The 20,377-nt window shown below is 62.5% G+C and carries 13 protein-coding genes; 6 read left to right on the top strand and 7 right to left on the bottom strand.

Annotated elements, in window-relative coordinates; translation table 11 throughout:
* The first annotated feature begins 129 nt into the window (after positions 1–129).
* The 4 genes from BC360_RS11750 to BC360_RS11735 all read left to right on the top strand — a co-directional run bounded on the left by BC360_RS11750 (position 130) and on the right by BC360_RS11735 (position 6,921).
* Positions 130–1,689 carry a Do family serine endopeptidase gene (locus BC360_RS11750; protein ID WP_065782170.1) on the top strand — a complete coding sequence of 520 codons (1,560 nt, stop codon included), beginning with the start codon at positions 130–132 and terminating at the stop codon, positions 1,687–1,689.
* A gap of 136 nt (positions 1,690–1,825) precedes the next feature.
* Positions 1,826–2,527: a response regulator transcription factor gene (locus tag BC360_RS11745; protein WP_065782168.1), complete on the top strand. Its 702-nt coding sequence runs from the start codon at positions 1,826–1,828 to the stop codon at positions 2,525–2,527.
* A complete protein-coding gene (locus tag BC360_RS11740; RefSeq protein WP_065782166.1) occupies positions 2,524–3,930 on the top strand; it encodes a sensor histidine kinase in 1,407 nt (468 codons plus the stop codon). Before BC360_RS11745 ends, BC360_RS11740 begins: the two co-directional genes overlap by 4 nt.
* Before the next feature lie 33 nt (positions 3,931–3,963).
* Positions 3,964–6,921, top strand: a complete 2,958-nt coding sequence (locus BC360_RS11735; RefSeq protein WP_065795306.1) for a bifunctional [glutamine synthetase] adenylyltransferase/[glutamine synthetase]-adenylyl-L-tyrosine phosphorylase — start codon at positions 3,964–3,966, stop codon at positions 6,919–6,921.
* Here the strand turns inward: BC360_RS11735 and BC360_RS11730 are convergent.
* On the bottom strand, positions 6,900–9,260 hold the full coding sequence (locus BC360_RS11730; protein ID WP_065795305.1) for an ATP-binding protein: 2,361 nt from the start codon (positions 9,258–9,260) through the stop codon (positions 6,900–6,902). The genes BC360_RS11735 and BC360_RS11730 overlap by 22 nt on opposite strands.
* Positions 9,261–9,546: 286 nt before the next feature.
* Positions 9,547–12,195: an aminopeptidase N gene (gene pepN, locus BC360_RS11725; protein ID WP_065795576.1), complete on the bottom strand. Its 2,649-nt coding sequence runs from the start codon at positions 12,193–12,195 to the stop codon at positions 9,547–9,549.
* 420 nt (positions 12,196–12,615) lie between these two features.
* Between pepN and BC360_RS11720 the strand changes: the two genes are divergently transcribed.
* On the top strand, positions 12,616–13,554 hold the full coding sequence (locus BC360_RS11720; RefSeq protein WP_065795303.1) for a DMT family transporter: 939 nt from the start codon (positions 12,616–12,618) through the stop codon (positions 13,552–13,554).
* Positions 13,555–13,563: 9 nt separating this feature from the next.
* Here BC360_RS11720 and BC360_RS11715 read toward each other — a convergent pair whose 3' ends face one another.
* The 5 genes from BC360_RS11715 to BC360_RS11705 form a co-directional block, all read right to left on the bottom strand.
* The gene (locus BC360_RS11715; RefSeq protein ID WP_065795302.1) at positions 13,564–14,856 is read right to left on the bottom strand and encodes an MFS transporter; all 1,293 of its coding nucleotides are present in this window, start codon (positions 14,854–14,856) and stop codon (positions 13,564–13,566) included.
* A 211-nt stretch (positions 14,857–15,067) separates the two neighbouring features.
* Complete coding sequence (locus BC360_RS32365; protein ID WP_167590825.1) at positions 15,068–15,223, bottom strand: hypothetical protein; 156 nt, start codon at positions 15,221–15,223, stop codon at positions 15,068–15,070.
* Between the two features lie 65 nt (positions 15,224–15,288).
* Positions 15,289–15,465: a hypothetical protein gene (locus tag BC360_RS31500; RefSeq protein WP_139110001.1), complete on the bottom strand. Its 177-nt coding sequence runs from the start codon at positions 15,463–15,465 to the stop codon at positions 15,289–15,291.
* A gap of 142 nt (positions 15,466–15,607) precedes the next feature.
* Entirely contained in the window at positions 15,608–16,510 is a 903-nt protein-coding gene (locus BC360_RS11710) for a uracil-DNA glycosylase (protein WP_065782156.1), read from the bottom strand.
* Between the two features lie 41 nt (positions 16,511–16,551).
* Positions 16,552–17,850 carry an Hsp70 family protein gene (locus tag BC360_RS11705; RefSeq protein WP_065795300.1) on the bottom strand — a complete coding sequence of 433 codons (1,299 nt, stop codon included), beginning with the start codon at positions 17,848–17,850 and terminating at the stop codon, positions 16,552–16,554.
* A gap of 480 nt (positions 17,851–18,330) precedes the next feature.
* Here BC360_RS11705 and BC360_RS11700 point away from each other — a divergent pair, with 480 nt between their 5' ends.
* Positions 18,331–19,995: an electron transfer flavoprotein-ubiquinone oxidoreductase gene (locus tag BC360_RS11700; RefSeq protein ID WP_065795298.1), complete on the top strand. Its 1,665-nt coding sequence runs from the start codon at positions 18,331–18,333 to the stop codon at positions 19,993–19,995.
* The last annotated feature ends 382 nt before the right edge of the window (positions 19,996–20,377 follow it).

Here is a 20,377-nt window from a genome sequence, read left to right as displayed (position 1 = left end):
TTACACCTTTCGTCATCGGCTGTTCCTCCAGTCAGCCAATAGCGAGATCGCCACCCCCGCGGCGGTGCTCGAAACCACGATGTCGAAGCTGCTTGCCAGCGGCTTCAAGGAAGAGAAAAGGCAAAACGGATGTTTACGACCAAATTCCTGCGTCCCTCCCTCAAGACTGTCCTGAAGACTTCGACGGTTGCGGGTCTTGCGGCCGTCATGCTGACCTCCGGTCTGCCGGCAACGGTCACCCAATCCTTCGCCGAAGCCGTCAAGGTCGATGCGCCCTCGGTGCCGAGCTTTGCCGATGTCGTCGACGCCGTTTCCCCGGCCGTCGTCTCCGTCCGCGTCCAGTCGCGCGCCAACCCCGTTTCCGACGAGGGCAGCGACTTCACCTTCGATTTTGGCGGTCGCGGTCTGGATGAGCTCCCCGACGATCACCCGCTGAAGCGCTTCTTCAAGGAATTCGGCGGCCCGCGCGGCGATGATCGCGCCGAACGCGGCCCCGGCCGTCGTGGCCCGCACGGCGAAGGCCGCCTGCGCCCGACTTCGCAAGGCTCCGGCTTCTTCATCTCCGAAGACGGCTACCTCGTCACCAACAACCACGTCGTTTCCGACGGTTCGGCGTTTACGGTGATCCTCAACGATGGCACCGAGCTTGACGCCAAGCTGATCGGCAAGGACAGCCGCACCGACCTCGCCGTGCTCAAGGTCGATGACAAGCGCAAGTTCACCTATGTCAGCTGGGCTGACGACAACAAGGTGCGCGTCGGCGACTGGGTCGTTGCCGTCGGCAACCCGTTCGGTCTCGGCGGCACCGTGACCTCCGGCATCATCTCGGCCCGTGGCCGCGACATCGGCTCCGGCCCCTATGACGATTATCTGCAGGTCGACGCAGCCGTGAACCGCGGCAACTCCGGCGGCCCGACCTTCAACCTCTCGGGCGAAGTGGTCGGCATCAACACCGCGATCTTCTCGCCGTCGGGCGGCAATGTCGGCATCGCCTTCGCCATTCCGGCATCCGTCGCCAGGGACGTCGTTGCCGACCTCATCAAGGATGGCTCGGTATCGCGCGGCTGGCTCGGTGTTCAGATCCAGCCGGTGAGCAAGGATATCGCCGAATCGCTCGGTCTCTCCGAGGCAAGCGGCGCGCTCGTCGTCGAGCCTCAGGCCGGTTCGCCGGGCGAAAAGGCCGGCATCAAGAAGGGCGACGTCGTCACCGCACTCAACGGCGACACGATCAAGGATCCGCGTGATCTCGCCCGCAGGGTCGCAGGCATGCGCCCGGGCACCACGGTCGATGTCACGCTGTGGCGCAATGGCAAGTCCGAGAGCGTCAAGCTTGAGATCGGCACGCTGCCGAAGGAGGACAAGGAAGCGGCCAAGGATCAGGGCACTCAGTCCGAGGAGACCCAGCCGTCGAGCGAGCAGGCCTTGGCCGACCTCGGCATGACGGTCGTGCCTTCCGACGACGGCAAGGGCGTGACGATTGCCTCGGTTGACGAAGATTCGGATGCCAGCGATCGTGGCCTGAAGCAAGGCGAGAAGATCGTTTCCGTCAACAATCAGGAAGTGAAGTCGGCGGACGATATCCTCAAGGTGATCAACCTTGCCAAGAAGGACGGCCGCAGCAAGGCACTCTTCCAGATCGAAGCCGAGAACGGCAGCCGCTTCGTGGCGCTTCCCATCGACCAGGGTTGATCGCGGCAGCGAATGAATGACCAGGGCGCCGCGACATCTGAGCGATTTCGCGGCGCTCACCGTTTGGGGCGAAATGATCGCCATGCCGGTTGCCGGAGAGACCGAAACCGGTTGAGACAGACAGGGGTCCGGGATTATGGTCACGCGTATGAAGATTCTTATTATTGAAGACGATATCGAGGCAGCGGCCTATCTCGCAAAGGCGTTCCGCGAGGCCGGCATCGTCTGCGACCATGCCAGCGACGGCGAAAGCGGCCTCTTCATGGCCAGTGAAAACAGCTACGACGTTCTCGTGGTCGACCGCATGTTGCCGCGTCGCGATGGCCTGTCGGTAATCTCGGAATTGCGCCGCAAGGATATCCACACACCGGTGCTCATTCTGTCGGCGCTCGGCCAGGTCGACGACCGGGTGACGGGCTTGCGCGCCGGCGGCGACGACTATCTGCCGAAACCCTATGCCTTCAACGAGCTTCTCGCCCGTGTCGAAGTGCTCGGCCGCCGCAAGGGTACGCCGGAACAGGACATGGTCTATCGGGTCGGCGACCTCGAGCTCGACCGCCTGTCGCATTCGGTTCGCCGCCAGGGCAAGGAAATCCCGCTGCAGCCGCGCGAGTTCCGGCTGCTCGAATATCTCATGAAAAATGCCGGTCAGGTCGTGACCCGCACGATGCTGCTCGAAAACGTCTGGGACTATCACTTCGACCCGCAGACCAATGTCATCGACGTGCATGTCTCGCGGTTGCGCTCGAAGATCGAGAAGGACTTCGATCTGCCGCTGCTTCGCACAGTGCGTGGCGCCGGCTATATGATCAAGGACGACCGGACCGCCAACGCATGAGCAAACTCGGCGTCCTGTTCAGGACAACCGCCGTTCGGTTGTCCGCGCTCTATCTGATCCTCTTCTCGCTCTGCGCCGCCTTTCTCGTCTTCTACGTCACCGGCATGTCTGAACGCCTGCTCCAGCAGCAGACGCGCGACGCGGTGACCGCAGAGGTGACCCAGATCGAGCAGGTCTATACCCGTGCCGGGATCAATGGCCTGCTGCGTTCGCTTGAACGACGTGCACGGCAACCGGGCGCCAATCTCTATGTAATCGCCGGGCCGAGTGGCGAAATCCTTGCCGGCAATGTGGCGAGCCTGGAACCCGGACTGCTCGATCGCGAGGGCTGGACGGAGCGGCCCTTCGCCTACCAGCGCTATACCGATGAGACCCGCAAGGACAGCCATGTCGCACTTGCCCATGTGCTGATGCTCGACAACGGCCTGCGCATTCTTGTCGGCCGCGATCTGCAGGAGCCGCAGAAGTTTCGCGCCCTGGTGCGCCAGGCGCTGATGGTAGCGCTTGGCATCATGGGCCTCGGTGCGCTGATCATCTGGTTTGCAATCGGCCGCAATGCGCTGAAGCGCATTGACCGCATGTCGGAGGCGAGCACCAAGATCATGGCGGGCGATCTGTCGCAGCGTCTGCCGACGAGTGGTTCCGGCGACGAGTTTGATCGGCTTTCCGAATCCCTCAATGCGATGCTCGGACGCATCGAGAAGCTGAACGAAGGCCTGCGTCAGGTCTCCGACAACATCGCCCATGACCTGAAGACGCCGTTGACGCGGCTGCGAAACAAGGCGGAAGCCGCACTTGCGCGCAAGGGCACAAGCCAGCGCGGTGCGCTTGAAGAAATCATCGGCGAGTCGGATCAGCTGATCCGCACCTTCAATGCGCTCCTCATGATTTCGCGCGTCGAAGCGGGCTCGGCTGCCGCCGAGATGAGCGAGGTCGACCTTTCCCAGATCGTGTCCGATTGCGTCGAACTCTATGAGCCGGTCGCGGAAGACGTCGGCCTGCGGCTGACAGCGGATGTGGCTCCCGCCGTGGCGATTTCGGGCAATCGCGAGCTTGTCGGCCAGGCGCTCGGCAATCTGCTCGACAACGCGATCAAATACGCTGAAGGCTCAGACGAGCCACTGATCAAGGTTGGGCTCGGCAGGCGCGACGGCAAGGTTGTCCTCTCGGTTGCCGACCGTGGCCCGGGCATTCCCGAGGAAAAGCGCGACGACGTTGTCAAACGTTTCGTTCGGCTGGATGAGAGCCGCTCCAAGCCCGGCACGGGTCTTGGCCTATCGCTCGTGGAAGCGGTCATGGAAATGCACCATGGTGCATTGGAGCTGGTTGCAACGAAGCCCGAGGACGCCGGTAGCGGCAAGGGATTGACGGTACGCATGGTTTTCCCGGCGTCCGCGACCTGATAGACCGGTTTGCGGAGAACAAGGGGGAACGGCATGCAGGACACGATGGCAGGGCACTGGTGGGGCATGGAAACGGCGCCGATCAAACCGGCAAGCCAGGCCGATGCCAAATCCGCGCTGTCGGTGCTGAAGGACATGGCCAAGGGCCATGACCAGATCAGCCGCCTGCTGGCGTCCGAAACACCGTTCAAGGCCTTCATCGTTGCCGCCTTCGCCTTGTCGCCGTTCCTGCGTGACACCGGTGGCAGTCAGCCCGGCATACTCGAACAGATCCTGTCAGAACCGCTGCTGGAATTTCTCACCGAACGGGTCCGGCTGGCGCGGGATGCCTGGACACCGGCGGAGCTCGGCGTCGCGCTGGCCGATACCGAGATCATGACACGGCTTCGAAAGGCCAAGCGCGAGCTTGCCTTTGCCGTAGCACTTGCGGACCTCTCCCGGCATTTCGACGGTCGCGAGACGACGCGCTGGCTGAGCGAATTCGCCGGTGCTGCTGTTTCGGCAACGATCGACCACCTTCTGCTGAGCGGCCACCAGGGCGGTAAGCTGTTGCTCAAGGACGTGACCGCACCCAGCATTGGTTCGGGCGTCGTGGTGCTCGGCATGGGCAAGCTCGGCGCCTTCGAGCTCAACTATTCCTCCGACATTGATCTCGTGGTGTTTTATGACCCGCAGTCCGGCATCATCGTCGATCGCGATGACGCATCCGAGACCTTCGGCCGGTTGCTGCGCCGCCTCATTCGTATTCTCCAGGAGCGCACCGGCGACGGTTACGTCTTCCGCACCGACCTTCGGCTTCGCCCGGATCCGGGCTCGACACCGCTCGCAATCCCGGTCGAGGCGGCCATGCTTTATTACGAGGGCAGGGGGCAGAACTGGGAGCGCGCAGCCTTCATCAAGGCACGCCCCGTTGCCGGCGATATCGCCGCAGGCGATGCGTTTTTGAAGGAACTAACGCCGTTCGTCTTTCGCAAATACCTCGACTATGCGGCAATCGCCGACATTCATTCGATCAAGCGGCAGATCCACGCCCACAAGGGCCATGGCGAGATTGCGGTCAAAGGTCACAATATCAAGCTCGGCCGCGGCGGCATCCGCGAGATCGAGTTCTTCGTTCAGACGCAGCAACTGATCGCCGGCGGGCGCATGCCCGAACTGCGGCTGAAGGCGACGGAGCCGATGCTGCGCGCGTTGGTGAAGGCCGGCTGGATCGACGAGACGACGGCAGACGAACTGGTCGAAGCCTACTGGTTCCTGCGCGATGTCGAGCACCGCATTCAGATGGTGCGCGACGAACAGACCCATGTGCTGCCGGAGACCGAGGCGGAGCTGAAGCGCATCGCCTTCATGCTCGGCTTCGAGGATACGTCCACTTTTTCCAAGGCGCTGTCGAAGGTCCTGCGCACGGTCGAGCGGCGTTACGCCCAGCTCTTTGAGCAGGAAGCGAAGCTTTCGAGCGAGACGGGCAATCTCGTCTTCACCGGCCAGCGCGACGATCCGGATACGCTTGAGACCTTGAGAGAGCTCGGGTTCCAGCGGCCGTCCGACATCTCGCATACGATCCGGACCTGGCATTACGGCCGCTACCGAGCGACGCAGTCGGTCGAGGCACGCGAGAGGCTGACGGAACTGACGCCGGAGCTTTTGCGTGTCTTCGGCGAAAGCCGGCGCGCCGACGAGGCACTCCTGCGCTTCGATCATTTCATCTCGGGCCTGCCCGCCGGCATCCAGCTGTTCTCGCTGCTCGGCAATAATCCGCGGCTTTTGTCCCTGATCGTCAACATCATGTCCTCGGCGCCACGGCTTGCCGAAATCATCGCGGCGCGGCCGCATGTGTTCGACGGCATGCTCGATCCGGGCCTCCTGGCGGAACTGCCGACCAGAGACTATCTGGCGCCGCGCATCGCCAACTTCGTCGCTGGCGCCCGCCACTACGAAGAGGTCCTCGACCGGCTGCGCATCATCGCCGCCGAGCAGCGGTTTCTGATCGGCATTCGCCTGTTGACCGGCTCAATCTCGGGTTTGCAGGCGGGCCGTGCCTTTACCGATCTCGCCGACCTGATCATCGCTGCCGCGGTGGACGCGGTGCTGGCGGAAGTGCGTTCGGTCCATGGCGATTTCCCGGGTGGACGCATTGTCGTCGTCGGCATGGGCAAGCTCGGCAGCCACGAGCTGACGGCGGGTTCCGACGTCGACCTGATCCTGCTCTACGACTATGACGACACGGCTGCGGAATCGGACGGCGGTAAGCCTCTCGATCCCGTGCGCTATTTTACCCGGCTGACGCAGCGTCTGATTGCCGCGCTCTCGGCGCCGACGGCCGAAGGTGTGCTTTATGAGGTCGACATGCGGCTGAGGCCGTCCGGCAACAAGGGACCGGTCGCCACCCGCATCAACGCTTTTGCCAGGTACCAGCGCGAAGAGGCCTGGACCTGGGAGCATCTGGCCCTGACGCGGGCGCGCTGCATCTGCGGCGACGACAGCCTGAAGGCGCAAGCCGATGCCATCTTCGCCGAAGTGCTGGACCAGAAGCGTGATGTCGCCAAGATCGGCGCCGACGTGATCTCGATGCGAGAGATGATCGACAGCGAGAAGCCGCCAAGCGACATCTGGGACTTCAAGCTCATCCCCGGCGGCCTCGTCGATATCGAGTTCATCGCGCAGTACCTGGCGCTGATCGCGCCCGCCAAGGGCGTACCGCCGCTTGATGCCGGCGCCCACACGGCCGACGCCCTGAAGGTTCTCGGCGGCGCGATGATGAACCCCAATGATCTCGATACGACGATGGAGGCGTTGAGCCTCTTTACCGAGCTGTCGCAGATCGTGCGCCTGTGCATCGAGGGAGAATTCGACCCGAAGGAGGCGCCTGCCGGTCTCGTCGATCTCGTCTGCCGGGCAGGGGACTATCCCGACTTGAAGTCGCTGGAGGCCGATATCAAGCGGTTGTCGAAGGCCGTTCGGCGCATCTTTCAGTCGGTGGTTTCGGGATAGGGGCGCACGTCGCCGTCGCGATCGGGCATGCGCAATGAAATGATGGTGCCGACATTCTCGGCGGAATGGATCTTCATCGTTCCGCCGTGAAGGCGCGTCAGCGACCGGGAGATCGCAAGCCCGAGGCCGGAGCCGCCCTTGCTCTTGGCATACTGGCTCTGAACCTGCTCGAACGGCTGGCCGATTTTCTGCAGGGCGTCGCGCGGAATGCCGATGCCGGAGTCGGCGATCGTCAGCGTCACGGCACCCGTGACCTTGCGGGCGCGCAACGAAATGCGCCCGCCTTCATTGGTGAACTTGACCGCGTTGGACAAGAGGTTGAGCAGCACCTGCTTCATTGCGCGCCGATCCGCGACCACGGTGAGGCCCGAGGCGATATGCTGCACGACATGGATGTTCTTCTGCTGCGCCGGGATCGTGGTGAAGCGCAACGTCTCCTCGATCAGGGGCGCGAGATCGATCGTCTCGCGGCTGATGCGCATATGCCCGGCTTCGATCTTCGACATGTCGAGAATGTCGTTGATGACGTTCAGCAGGTGCTTGCCGCTCTCGTGGATGTCCCGCGAATATTCATCGTATTTTTCCGAACCGAGCGGCCCGAACATCTGGTTCTGCAGGATCTCCGAAAAGCCGAGAATGGCGTTGAGCGGCGTTCTCAGCTCATGGGACATGTTGGCCAGGAATTCCGACTTGGCGCGGTTCGCCGCCTCGGCACGTTCCTTTTCCGCCTGGTAGTTGGCATTGGCGATCGACAGCTCGGTCTTCTGTCGCTCCAGGGTCATGCGCGAGGCCGAGAGGTCGCCGATCGTCGCCATCAACCGGCGCTCGGATTCGCGCAGTCGCACCTGGTGGCGCTTCAGCAGCGTGATGTCGGTGCCGACCGAAACGAGGCCGCCGTCGCGCGTGCGTCGTTCGTTGATCTGCAGCCAACGCTCGTCGGCAAGCTGCACCTCTGTCGTTTGCGAGTGGTTGCTGCGGTCCGGATCCGCGATGCGGCGCTCCACCACAGGGCGCGCGGCCGCGGCGTGAACGGCGATGCGTTCCGTGCCCGGAACCAGCACATGGTCCGGAAGCTTGTAGGCTTCCTGGTAGTGCGTGTTGCACATGACCAAGCGGTCCTGCTTGTCCCAGAGGACGAAGGCCTCGGACGTACATTCGATGGCGTCGGCCAGGCGCTGATCTGCCTCCGCATAGCGTTGGGCCAGGCGATGCTGCTCGGTGACATCCATGGCGATGCCGATGAGATGGGCGCGGCCTGAAACGGTCTGGATGATCTCGGCGCGGGCGCGCAGCCAGACATAGTGGCCGTCCGCATGACGCATGCGGAACACCTGGTCGATCTGACGCGCATCGCCGCGAGCGATCGTGCGCGCAACGCCATAGATGCCGCGATCGTCCGGATGCATCAGCCGCGCGGCATCACCGAAGGAAAGCACGCTGCTTTCGCCGGGCATGCCCAGCATTTCATACATCGACCGCGACCAGAACAGCCGCCGGTTGGCAAGATCGAAATCCCAGAGGCCGCATCGGCCACGCGACAGCGCGGTTTCGACCCGCAGGTTCGATTCCGCAAACACCGAGTCGGCGTCGCGGGCGCGCTTGGCCTGGATGTAATAGGCGTAAAGCACCACCAGCAGGATCGCCGAGATGCCGGCAAACAGCGTCACGTTCAGCGAGACCTCATCGCGCCACGCCGTTTCGAGCTGGGTCACCGGCGTTGCCGCCAGGATGACGCCGGCCGCGTCGGGCAACTGTGCCAGGGCGACGATATGGTCGACGCCGTTGAGGGCCGTCTTCATGATACTGGAATGTTCGCCGTAATACTGCAGCGTGGCGATATCCGGCGCGACCGAGGCAAGCGTACGGCCGATCAGCGGCACGCCGTCCGGCGTGCTGGCGAAGATCCGGCCATCCTTGCGCACGGTCAAAAGGAACATGCCCGGGTCGAGCATGCCGGTGGGCAGGTATTGGGTCAGCCGCCGTTCGGCGTCCCAGCGTCGGCCCTCGTCGAACAGCGTCATGCCGTCGGCCTGGAACGCGGCGACGGCCGTTGCCGCTGCGAGCCCGACGGTCTGGCGCGAGTTGTCCTCCATCCGGGCGTGTTCACCCATGATGCCGGACATGCGCGATACCGCGACGATGATCAGGAATGCGATGATGAGGATGGGGATGGAGCGCTTGAGAATAGGCTCCGCGCTCGCAAGACGCTGCGACGTCGGCTCGGCGAAAATCTTCGCCTGCGAGATGAACTCGCGTTCCAGGCCGGAAAAGCCTGGAAACTTGAGTCGCAACCGCCCGTCGGCTGCGCTCGCTGGTCGCGCGTCCGCCATCTTACCCAATATGAAACCCTCTGATGATTCGGCGCGCCGCTCGCCCGAATCTGACTCAATGAATCACAGGGCGATTCGCCTTGTCCAGAGGCAATGGTAAAGATTTCTTAACCATTTCTTATCGTTGGAAAATAATAGGCCGGGTCGCGCAGGCGGCCCGGCCCTTGAAAAATGCCCACATTCCCTACAGCGCCGCGCGTCTTATCGGACGCGCAAAGGTCGCTGCAGCACTTCAATCGCTGCATGTTTTTATCCTTAAATCGGATAGGATCTAAGGAAACATGCAGTAGCCTTTTCAGGCTTTGAGCATGCGCTCGACGATGTCGCTGACGTCGGCCGAAAGCTTGGTCGCGCCTGCGATTTCCTTCAGGGCATTGCGGGCATGTTGGGCGCGCGCGTCTTCGAGCGAGCGCCAGGAGCGCATCGATGTCAGGATGCGTGCTGCCAGTTGCGGATTGCGCGGATCGATGTCGAGGATCTGCTTCGCCAGGAAACGATAGCCCTCGCCATCGGCGCGGTTGAAGCCTGTCGGATTGGCGAAGGCATAGCTGCCAATCAGAGACCGGACGCGATTGGGATTGTTGCCGTTGAAAAGCGGCTCGGTCATCAGCGCCTTGACGCGCTCGAGCGTGCCGGATCCCGGGATCGTCGCCTGAACCGCGAACCACTTGTCGATGACCAGCGCGTTATCGGCGAAGCGCTTGCGGAAGGCCGCCAATGCCTGAGCGGTCTCGGAAGCGTCCGGGAACCGGTGCGCGAGCAATGCCAGCGCATGGCTGAGATCGGTCATGTTGTCAGCGGCTGCGAAGACTTCGGCCGCCCGCTTCGGATCGTCCTCGCCCTGGACGAGATAGGTGAGTGCTGCGTTGTGCAGCGCGCGACGTCCGGCACTTTCCGCATCGGGGCTGAACGAACCCGTCGACGTCATTTCGCCCGCCAGTCGAAGAAAGGTCTCGCGGCCGGCGACCGCGATCGCCGTGAGGATCTGCTGGCGGGCGGCATGGATGGCATCCGGATCGTTGTCGGCGCCGATCTCGCGGGCGATGTCGGCTTCGCTCGGCAGTGACAGCGCCTGCGACCGGAACGCCGGCTCCAGCTTGTCGTCGGCCGTCGCAGCGATAAGGCCGTCGATGAGCGCCTTTTCGCACGTAACGGGTTTACCCGCGCGAACGTTGGCTGTCGCCGATACCAGATTGGCAAGCGCAATGGCGTTGAGCGCCTGCCAGCGGGCGAAGAGATCGCTTTCGTGCCGCGCGATCAGCGCTAGATCGTCGTCGGTCTGCTCGATATGCAGGTTGATCGGGGCGGAAAAGCTGCGGTTGAACGACGGTACCGGGCGCGAGGTGATACCGGAGAAAACCACCGTCTGCTTGCGGTCGGTGAGATGCAGCACATCGCCGGTGATGTCGGCGCCGGAGACGCTCGAAAGGTCTGCTTCGCGGCCGCTTTCCAGCAGCAGGCCCATGCGCAGCGGAATGTGCATCGGCTCCTTGGCGCTTTGTCCCGGCGTTGGCGGCACGGTCTGTTCCAGCGACAAGGTGAAGGTCTGCTTGGCTGCGTCATAGGCGCCGGAGGCTGTCACCAGCGGCGTTCCCGCCTGGTGATACCAGAGCGAAAACTGGCTGAGATTGCGGCCGCTGACATCGGCGAAGCAGGCGATGAAATCCTCGATCGTCACAGCCTGGCCGTCGTGGCGCTCGAAGTAGAGATCCATGCCCTTCTTGAACAGGTCGCGACCGAGAACGGTTGCGATCATCCGGGTGACTTCGGAGCCCTTCTCATAGACCGTGGTCGTGTAGAAGTTGTTGATTTCTCGATATTTCGTCGGCCGGACCGGGTGGGCGAGGGGGCCGGTATCCTCCGGAAACTGTTCTGATTTCAGGTGCCGCACTTCGGCGATGCGCTTGACGGCACGCGAACGCATGTCGGCGGAAAACTCGTGGTCGCGATAGACCGTCAAGCCTTCCTTGAGGCAGAGCTGGAACCAGTCGCGGCAGGTGATGCGGTTGCCGGTCCAGTTGTGGAAGTATTCGTGCGCGATGATCGCTTCGATATTGGCATAGTCGGCGTCGGTTGCCGTTTCCGGATCAGCCAGCACGTATTTGTCATTGAAGACGTTGAGCCCCTTGTTCTCCATGGCGCCCATGTTGAAGTCGGAGACGGCGACGATCATGAAGATATCCAGATCGTATTCGCGGCCGAACGCCTCCTCGTCCCACTTCATCGAGCGCTTCAGCGCATCCATGGCGTAGGACGCGCGCGGCTCCTTGCCGTGTTCGATATAGATCTTCAGCGCGACCTCGCGGCCGGACATGGTGGTGAACGTGTCTTCGACCACGCCGAGATCGCCGGCAACCAGCGCGAAGAGATAACTCGGCTTCGGGTGCGGATCGAACCAGGCGGCGAAATGCCGGCCATCGCCCATGTCGGCGCCGCCGAGATAGTTGCCGTTGGAAAGCAGCAGCGGCGCGGATGTCTTGTCGGCGATGATGTTGACCGTATAGACGGCAAGAACGTCGGGACGGTCCGGGAAGTAGGTGATGCGGCGGAAGCCTTCCGCCTCGCACTGCGTGCAATAGACATTGTTGGTGCGATAGAGACCCATCAGCTTGGTGTTCGTCTCTGGCGAGAGCATCGTGGTGATGGTGACTTCGAACGGTGCGGCCTCGGGCAGACCGCGGATCGTCAGCGTGTCGTCGGCAGCGTCGTAGAGTGAGGCTGCAAGCTCTTCCTGGTCGAGGAGCAGGCCGGTCATGACGAGCTCGTCGCCGTCAAGCACCAGAGGCGCCGATGCGTCCACGCCTTCCCGCCGATGCAGGATCAGCCGCGCTTCGACCTTGGTTTCCTTCGGGTCAAGCTCGAAGGTCAGATCCACTCTTTCAAGAACGAAGTCGGTCGGCCGGTAGTCTTCCAGATGAATGATCTGGCCAGTATTTGTCCGCATGGTCAGTCCCGCTCGCGCCTTGCTACTGGTGGATTTGTAGAGGGCGCTTGTGATGGTGAAAAGGCCAAAGGGCGAAAAGCCGGATATGCCACACGATTGTGATGCCGGCGACCGCGCTTCCGGCAGAAAAGACATGGCGTCCGGTATTCTTCCCGCTCCCTTATCGTTTTGACGTGTATCGAAGTGGCACTAACAAGAAATAAATCGGAAAGGTTTTTTTCGACCTCGCTAAAGAATTATGGCGATTGCCTTTGCTTCGATGAACTCATCAAGAAAAAACACAAGCCATCAAGAAGTTTGATCCGACTTTCGCAGGCGGCGCAGCTAGAGTGACATGGTTCTCCGGCGAGCCTCTCGCCCAAATCTCCCAAGCTGTCGCCGCTGCGGTTCTTATCCGCTCAGGTCCGAAAAGTGCTTTCCATGGATGCCGAAGTCGAAAACCCGATGAAGGGGATCCTGCTCAAGGTCCTTTCGGTGGTCATTTTCGTGTGCATGTCGACCTTGATCAAAGCGGCGGGAAGTGAGATCGCCACCGGCCAGATCACCTTCTACCGGTCCGCCTTCGCCATGGTGCCAATCCTCGGCTACCTCGCCCTTCGCGGGCAAATGCGCGATGCTTTCAAGACGAAGGATCTCGGTGGCCACATCGCACGCGGCTTCGTCGGCATCCTGGCGATGAGCTTCGGCTTCTACGGTCTCGTGCATTTGCCGCTCCCCGAAGCCATCGCCATCGGTTATGCGATGCCGCTGATCGCCGTTGCCTTTGCAGCAATCTTTCTCGGCGAGACCGTCCGGCTCTACCGCTGGTCGGCCGTGGTCATCGGTCTGGTCGGCGTCATGATCATCACCTGGCCGCGGCTGACACTGTTCCGCGAAGGCGGTCTCGGCTCGTCCGAGGCACTCGGGGCGGCGGCGGTTTTGTTGTCGGCGGCCCTCGGCGCGATCGCCATGGTGCTGGTGCGCAAGCTGGTCAAGGCCGAGCGCACGCACACGATTGTGCTCTATTTCTCCCTCTCGGCCTCGGTCTTTTCGCTTGCCACCTTGCCGTTCGGCTGGCCGAGCATTTCGCGCGAAGCCTTCCTGCTGCTGATGGTGGCCGGCTTCTGCGGCGGTGTGGCGCAGATCCTCTTGACCGAAAGTTACCGCCACGCGGACATGTCGACGATTGCGCCGTTCGAATACACGTCGATCGTGCTCGGCCTGATCATCGGCTATTTTCTGTTTGATGACGTCCCGACGGCTACGATGCTGATCGGGACCGCCATTGTCGTCGGTGCCGGCATCTTCATCATCTTTCGCGAACATCGGCTTGGCCTGGAACGTAAAGGCGCGCGCAAGCACGTCACGCCGCAGGGCTGACGTCCGGTTCTAGTCCGGTTGCCTTTCCCAGGCAGGCACCGTGTCGTCCTCGATCAATCCATCTTGGGCCGCCTGCAGTGCCATCGGGCTGGTGACGTCGGGCCCTGGTGTGGGCAGCACCGTCGTCGCCTGGAAGTCGGTCTTGGCGACCAGGCCCTGGTGTTGATCGCGTCTCAGGATGCGCCAGGCCGCATAACCGCCGTAGAGCGCGAAATAGACGGCAAGCACGAGGAACAGCGCCGCCGGCCCGAACCGATCCATGACAGGACCGACCATCAGCGGGCCGGAGATCGTGCCAAGGCCGTAAGTGATCATCAGGCCCGAGGAGATTTCGACATATTCGTCGGGTTTGGCGAGGTCGTTGGCGTGGGCGACGTTCAGCGCATAGATCGGAAACAGGACCGAGCCGACACAGGCGGCGATCGCGTAGAGCACCGTCGGGCTGCTGCCGATCGACGCGGACATGACCAGGCAGGAGATCACGCCGACAATACCGCAGCCGGCCATGATGATGCGCCGATCGGTGCGATCGGAGGCGCGACCGATCGGGATCTGCGAGATGGCGCTGCCGGTCAGGAGCGAGGCAAGCAATGTTGCGCCTTCGCCGGTCGAAAGGCCGATCTTCTGCGTGAACACGCCGCCAAGGTTCAACCAGGCGCCCGACAGCGCGCCGGCGAGAAAGCCGCCGACCACGGCAACGGGAGAGCGGCGAAACAGCCCGGGAATGTCGAATCGCGCCTGCGCCGGCGGCGCCGGCATCGGCGACGAAGAGAGTGCCGTCGGCAGCAGCGCCAGCGAGAACAGGACGCCGCAGAGGATGAAGAGCGATGTGTTGGTCGGGTCTCCAAGCGGCACCATGTATTGCCCGCCGATGGTGCCGACCATCGTGGTGATCAGATAAAGCGAAAACAGCATGCCGCGGTTGTCGTTGGTCACCCGTTCGTTCAGCCAGCTTTCGATGACGAGATAGCTGCCGGAGATCGCGAAGCCGGATATGGCGCGAAAAGCGATCCAGGCGCGCCAGTCGACGATAAGCCCGCAAAGCAGGATGGCGATCGAAAGCAGGGTGATGAGTGCCGTGAAGACGCGGACGTGGCCGACCCGCAGCACGAATTTCGGCGTCACGATGCAGGAAAGCGTGAAGCCGACCGTGTAGCCGGTGGCGATGACCGACACCGTCATCGTCGACCAGTTCTCGGCGACGGACCGAACCGGGATCACGTAGCTCTGAAGGCCGAAGGCCACCATCATCAAAAGAGTGGACAGCATCAGGCTGAGGACGGAAGCGAGACTGGCCAGCATCGGCGCTCCTGAAAACAAATGCGTGCCGTGTCGACCAGCCGGGTGGCTGGCAACGAAGGCGCGATGCGGAGCGAGGGCAGTCAGGCGAAGATGCCGGATAGACCTGTCGCTTCGAAGTCGAAAACGACTGTGGCTCTATCCAGTTTCAAAAGCGCTGTCGATTGCGACAGCCGATAACAAAAAGACGGTAACGGTCTGTCGCGAGGGGCGATCAGTTCGGCAGCAGCGGGCTGATCGCCGAGCGATGGGCGCGGCGGGCGTCCTTGGTGGTGCTGAGCGCGGTGTATTCGCGCGAGGCCCGGACGGCAGTGCCGATATCGGCGATCGAATCGAACAGGACCTTGAGGCTTGCGATGGGCTTGGTCATGATCTTGTTCCTTGTCTTATGTCGTCTCATTCGCGCGACGCGCCCTTCGGCGCACCGCGTGGGGATCAGCGCTGGATGAAGTCGGCGAAGAGCTGCGACGGACGGGTGGTCCGGGCAAGGCCGATTGCAGTCATCTGCTCGTTGGCTGCCGTGCCGAAGCGGTTGAACGGCGTCCGCCGGGCAGCGTCGGTGTGACGGAGCGTCTCAAAGCTGCTGTGGATCGGGCGAAAGCGGGCAGTCATGGTTCTTGTTCCTTATTCCATTCCTCCCGTGTCGATATATTGCGCTGCAACATAGATTTTGCAATGCATTAGAACGCTGCGCAGATATGCGCAAACCGCATGGCTTTTTTCACACTTTGTTCATGAACCGGGCAGCCGGCTTTCAGCCGCTGATGCGGGCCTTGAAGGCAAGCATATCCTGCCAGGCGAAGCGCTTGCTGATCGGCGCCGTCACCAGGTCTTGCGGGTGCAGGGTTGCAAGGGTCTGAACCGTGTGTCCGCCGATTTGAAGATCACGCCATTCGCCGCGCAGCTGGTGGATGGTGTCGCTGCCGCCGAAGAAGAAGCGGGCCGTAAAATTGCCGAGCAGCAACAGGTGCTTGGGCTCGGCCAGGGCAACCTGGCGCTCGATGAAGGGGCGGCAGATATCGGCTTCTCGGGCGGTCGGCACGCGGTTGCCCGGCGGACGCCATGGTACGACGTTGCTGAGCAGGACACCCTCGCGCGACAGGCCGATGCCGGCGAGCATGCGGTTGAGCATGTCGCCCAGCCTGCCCGAGAAGGGCTGGCCGTCACGATCGTCATCGGCATAGGGCATGGGGCCGACGATCATGATGCCGTTGGACGGATCGCCTTCGGCAAAGACGAGATTGCGGGCGCTGTTTCTGAGGTTGCAGCCGACGAAGCCTTCCATTGCCAATCGTAACTCGGCGAGCGATCGCGCCGAATCGGCGGCAAACTGCGCCTCCTTGACGGCTTGGGCGTCGGGGATGGCCACCGCCGGCGCGTTTGCAACGGGTGCTGGCGCGCGGGCTTGGCCAGCGGCCGGGCTGGCCGGCTGCCGCGTTGCGGGCGAGGCCTCCGAGCGGCCTGCCGGCTGGCTTGCGCTCGCCTGTTGGCGCGAATCGGCCTGTTGCCGCAAGTCGGAACGTGCCGCCTTCATCGCCTCGAACTCGGCGAAGCGATCGACCGGCTCCTCCTCCATCAGCCACTCGACACCCGCATCCGCATGGAATGCGAGCAGGGCGGCGAGTTGGCCGGGGGAGAGGTTGTCGGCAGAAATCATGGGCGCCAACCTAGCACGTCAGAAAATGCGGTCCAATGGCTTCATGCGGCATTCGCCGTCCAGTGGCCGATATCCTCATGTTCGCCGATCAGCGCCAGACCATGCGCGATCGACAGCAGTTCGCCGCCGCTTTCGATCCGGTCCTTTTCGAAGCGACGCTCGAACAGATTGCGCACAGCGGGCACGAAGGAAGTGCCGCCGGTGAGGAAGACCTTGTCGATGCTTGTCGGCGGCGTTTCCGTCGTGTGCAGCACCTCGTCGAGCGCCTCTTCGATGCGCGCAAGTTCCGGTGCAATCCAGCTTTCGAAGTCGGCGCGGCGCACGGTGCGGCGCGACATCTCGCCGAGCGGGGAGAAGTAAAACTCGGTCTCCTCCTCCTGCGACAGCCGCATCTTCGTCGCGGAGATCGCCTGATAGAGCGGATAACCCTCGTCGTGCTCGATCAGGTCGACGAAGGCCTCGAGCTTTTCCGGCTCCAGGCTCTGGCGCACCAATTTCTTCAGGTCCGTGAAGTCTTTCAATGTCTTGAAGATGGAAAGCTGATTCCAGCGGCCAAAATTCGCGTAGTAATTCGACGGCACTTCAAGCAGCTTGTCGAAGCTCTTGAACAGACTCCCCTTTCCGATGAGCGGCGAGATAACGTTGTCGATGATGCGGAAGTCGAAATGGTCACCGGCAATGCCCACGCCTGAATGCCCGATCGGCGTCGCCGTCAGGCGTCCCGCCTTGGTTTCGAAACGGATCAGCGAATAGTCGGTGGTGCCGCCGCCGAAATCGGCAACCAGCACCGTGGCGTCGCGCTTGAGGTTTTGGGCAAAGTAGAATGCGGCCGCCACCGGCTCGTAGACATAGTGGATCTCGGGAAAGCCGAATTCCGAAAGGGCTGCACTGTAGCGATCGAGCGCCAATGCCGGGTCGGGGCTGGAACCGGCGAAGCGAACGGGTCTCCCGACGACGATGCGGCTATACTGGCTCGCCCAATCGTCACCGGCATATTCCCGCAGCTTCGTCAGGAACACCCGCATCAGGTCTTCGAAACTATGGCGCTTGGCATAGATCTGGGTGCCCTGGAACAGCGGGCTTGCGGCGAAGGTCTTGATCGACTGCAGGAAGCGACAGTCGCCGGGGTTGTCGATGAACGAGCGGATTGCCGCCTGTCCGGCTTCCACCTTCAGGGCGGACGCGCCGAGGTTCGGATCCTTCATGAAGGAGAGTGCCGTGCGCATCGCATCGGTGGTGCCGGCCAGGCTGTCGAAGTTCATCGAGTGGGTGGTGTCGCCTGCCGAAACCGCGAGGACCGAGTTGGTGGTGCCGAAGTCGAAGCCCAGTGCTCTGGCCATGTGATGTCTCCTGACGTCTGTGTTTTGGTGTCGCTGCGCCACGCGCCCTTCCGGGCTTCGCAAGGCGTCACGGCTCTGTTCCGCGCGCCGCTTTCCGGGCTGGCGCCGGGGAGGTCGGCGATGCCCGGAATGAAGCGAAAGACATGCCGTTCCGGCGCCGTGGGGCGCCTTGCCGAAATGCCGGTTGCGGATGGGATTGCCGGCGTCTTCCGCCGGAAAGTCGAATGCCCGGCCTCCTGACATGGCTATTCGGCAAAAGCAAGGCTGGAAGGCGGACGGCCCACATGACATTGGAGAAATCACGTATTTACGTTTACGTTCACGTCATATAGACATTTGTGCTAAACTCATGACCTCATGCGCAAAAGCGGGCATCGTCTGTCGCATCCCGGCTCGACAAGCCAAACGGCATTTGCCATGACGACATGATATGGCCTGGGAACTGAGCTGGCAGAAGACCGGCGAGACTGGAGAGACGGTATGAGCGAGCGACAAGAGCTGCCCGAGCGCGAGAGCATGGAGTTCGACGTGGTGATCGTCGGCGCGGGACCTGCGGGTCTGGCGGCGGCGATCCGGCTGAAGCAGATCAATGCCGAGCTCTCCGTCGTGGTGCTGGAAAAGGGTGCCGAAGTCGGCGCGCATATCCTGTCGGGCGCCGTCGTCGATCCCATCGGCATCGACCGGCTGCTGCCGGGCTGGCGCGACGAGGTCGATCATCCGTTCAAGACCGAGGTCACCGACGACCAGTTCCTGTTCCTCGGCCCGGCCGGCTCGATCCGCCTGCCGAACTTCGCCATGCCGCCGCTGATGAACAATCACGGCAACTACATCGTCTCGCTTGGGCTTGTCTGTCGCTGGCTGGCAAGCCATGCCGAAGCGCTCGGCGTCGAGATCTATCCGGGTTTTGCCGCCACCGAAGTGCTCTACAACGACGCCGGTGCCGTCATCGGTGTCGCCACCGGCGACATGGGCATCGAGCGCAACGGCGAGCCGGGCCCGAATTTCGCCCGCGGCATGGCGCTCTTGGGCAAGTACACGCTGATCGGCGAGGGCGTGCGCGGCTCGCTGGCCAAACAACTGATTGCAAAATTCGATCTCTCGAAGGACCGCGACGTCCAAAAATTCGGCATCGGCCTGAAGGAGCTGTGGCAGGTCAAGCCGGAGAACCACAGGCCGGGCCTGGTGCAGCACTCGTTCGGCTGGCCGCTCGGCATGAAGACCGGCGGCGGTTCGTTCCTCTACCATCTCGAAGACAACCTGGTCGCCGTCGGCTTCGTCGTGCACCTCAACTACAAGAACCCCTATCTCTTCCCGTTCGAGGAGTTCCAGCGCTTCAAGACCCATCCGGCCATTCGCGGCACCTTCGAGGGCGGCAAGCGGCTGTCCTACGGCGCCCGCGCGATCACCGAGGGCGGTTACCAGTCGGTGCCGAAACTGTCGTTCCCTGGCGGCGCGCTGATCGGCTGTTCGGCCGGGTTCGTCAACGTGCCGCGCATCAAGGGCAGTCACAATGCGGTGCTGTCGGGCATGCTCGCCGCCGACAAGCTGGCCGAGGCGATCGCCTCGGGCCGCGCCAATGACGAGCCGGTCGAGATCGAGAACGAATGGCGCCAGACCGATATCGGCCGCGACCTGAAGCGGGTGAGGAACGTCAAGCCGCTGTGGTCGAAGTTCGGCACCGCGATCGGCGTGGCGCTCGGCGGCCTCGACATGTGGACCAACCAGCTGTTCGGCTTCTCCTTCTTCGGCACGCTGAAACACGGCAAGACCGACGCACAGTCGCTGGAGCCGGCGGCCAAGCATAAGAAGATCGACTACCCGAAACCCGACGGGGTTTTGACCTTCGATCGGCTGTCGTCGGTGTTCCTGTCGAACACCAACCACGAGGAAGACCAGCCGATCCACCTGCAGGTGAAGGACCCGGAGCTGCAGCGCACCTCGGAACTGGACGTCTTTGCCGGCCCGTCGACGCGCTACTGTCCCGCCGGGGTCTATGAATGGGTGGAGAAGGACGGCAAGCCGGTCTTCGTCATCAACGCCCAGAACTGCGTGCACTGCAAGACCTGCGACATCAAGGACCCGAACCAGAACATCAACTGGGTGCCGCCACAGGGCGGCGAAGGCCCGGTCTATCCGAACATGTAATGTTCGGGGGTCTGGCCGCACGGACCTCCGTGGATAAGGCCGGTGAGGGACCGGTCTATCCCAACATGTGACTGGCCTTTGCGTGATCTGCGCAATAGGGAACATTTGGAGGCGCCGAGCCCTTGCTCGGCGCCTCTTTCATTTCAAGCAGGCGACCGGATCCGTGTGCCGCGCGATACCACCGGCGCAACGACTCACCCTGATCAGCAATGAGCCTGCCTCTCCCGCGCGTCGGCAGGTGCCTGAACATTAGGAAAGGCAATCGTTGACGCAAATGGGAAAGTCCTTGCCGGAAAGACCCTATAGCTTTGAGGGTGCCGTCGGTTCGTGAAGCGCTCCGGCGGATCTGCAGGCCGTTCGGTCCCTGTTGTTCTTGAGTAGG

The sequence above is a fragment of the Ensifer sp. LC163 genome (assembly GCF_001695855.1).
Classification (GTDB): Bacteria; Pseudomonadota; Alphaproteobacteria; order Rhizobiales; family Rhizobiaceae; genus Ensifer.
The sequence above is the reverse complement of the archived record's forward strand: the minus strand, read 5'-3'. Positions and strand labels throughout refer to the sequence as shown.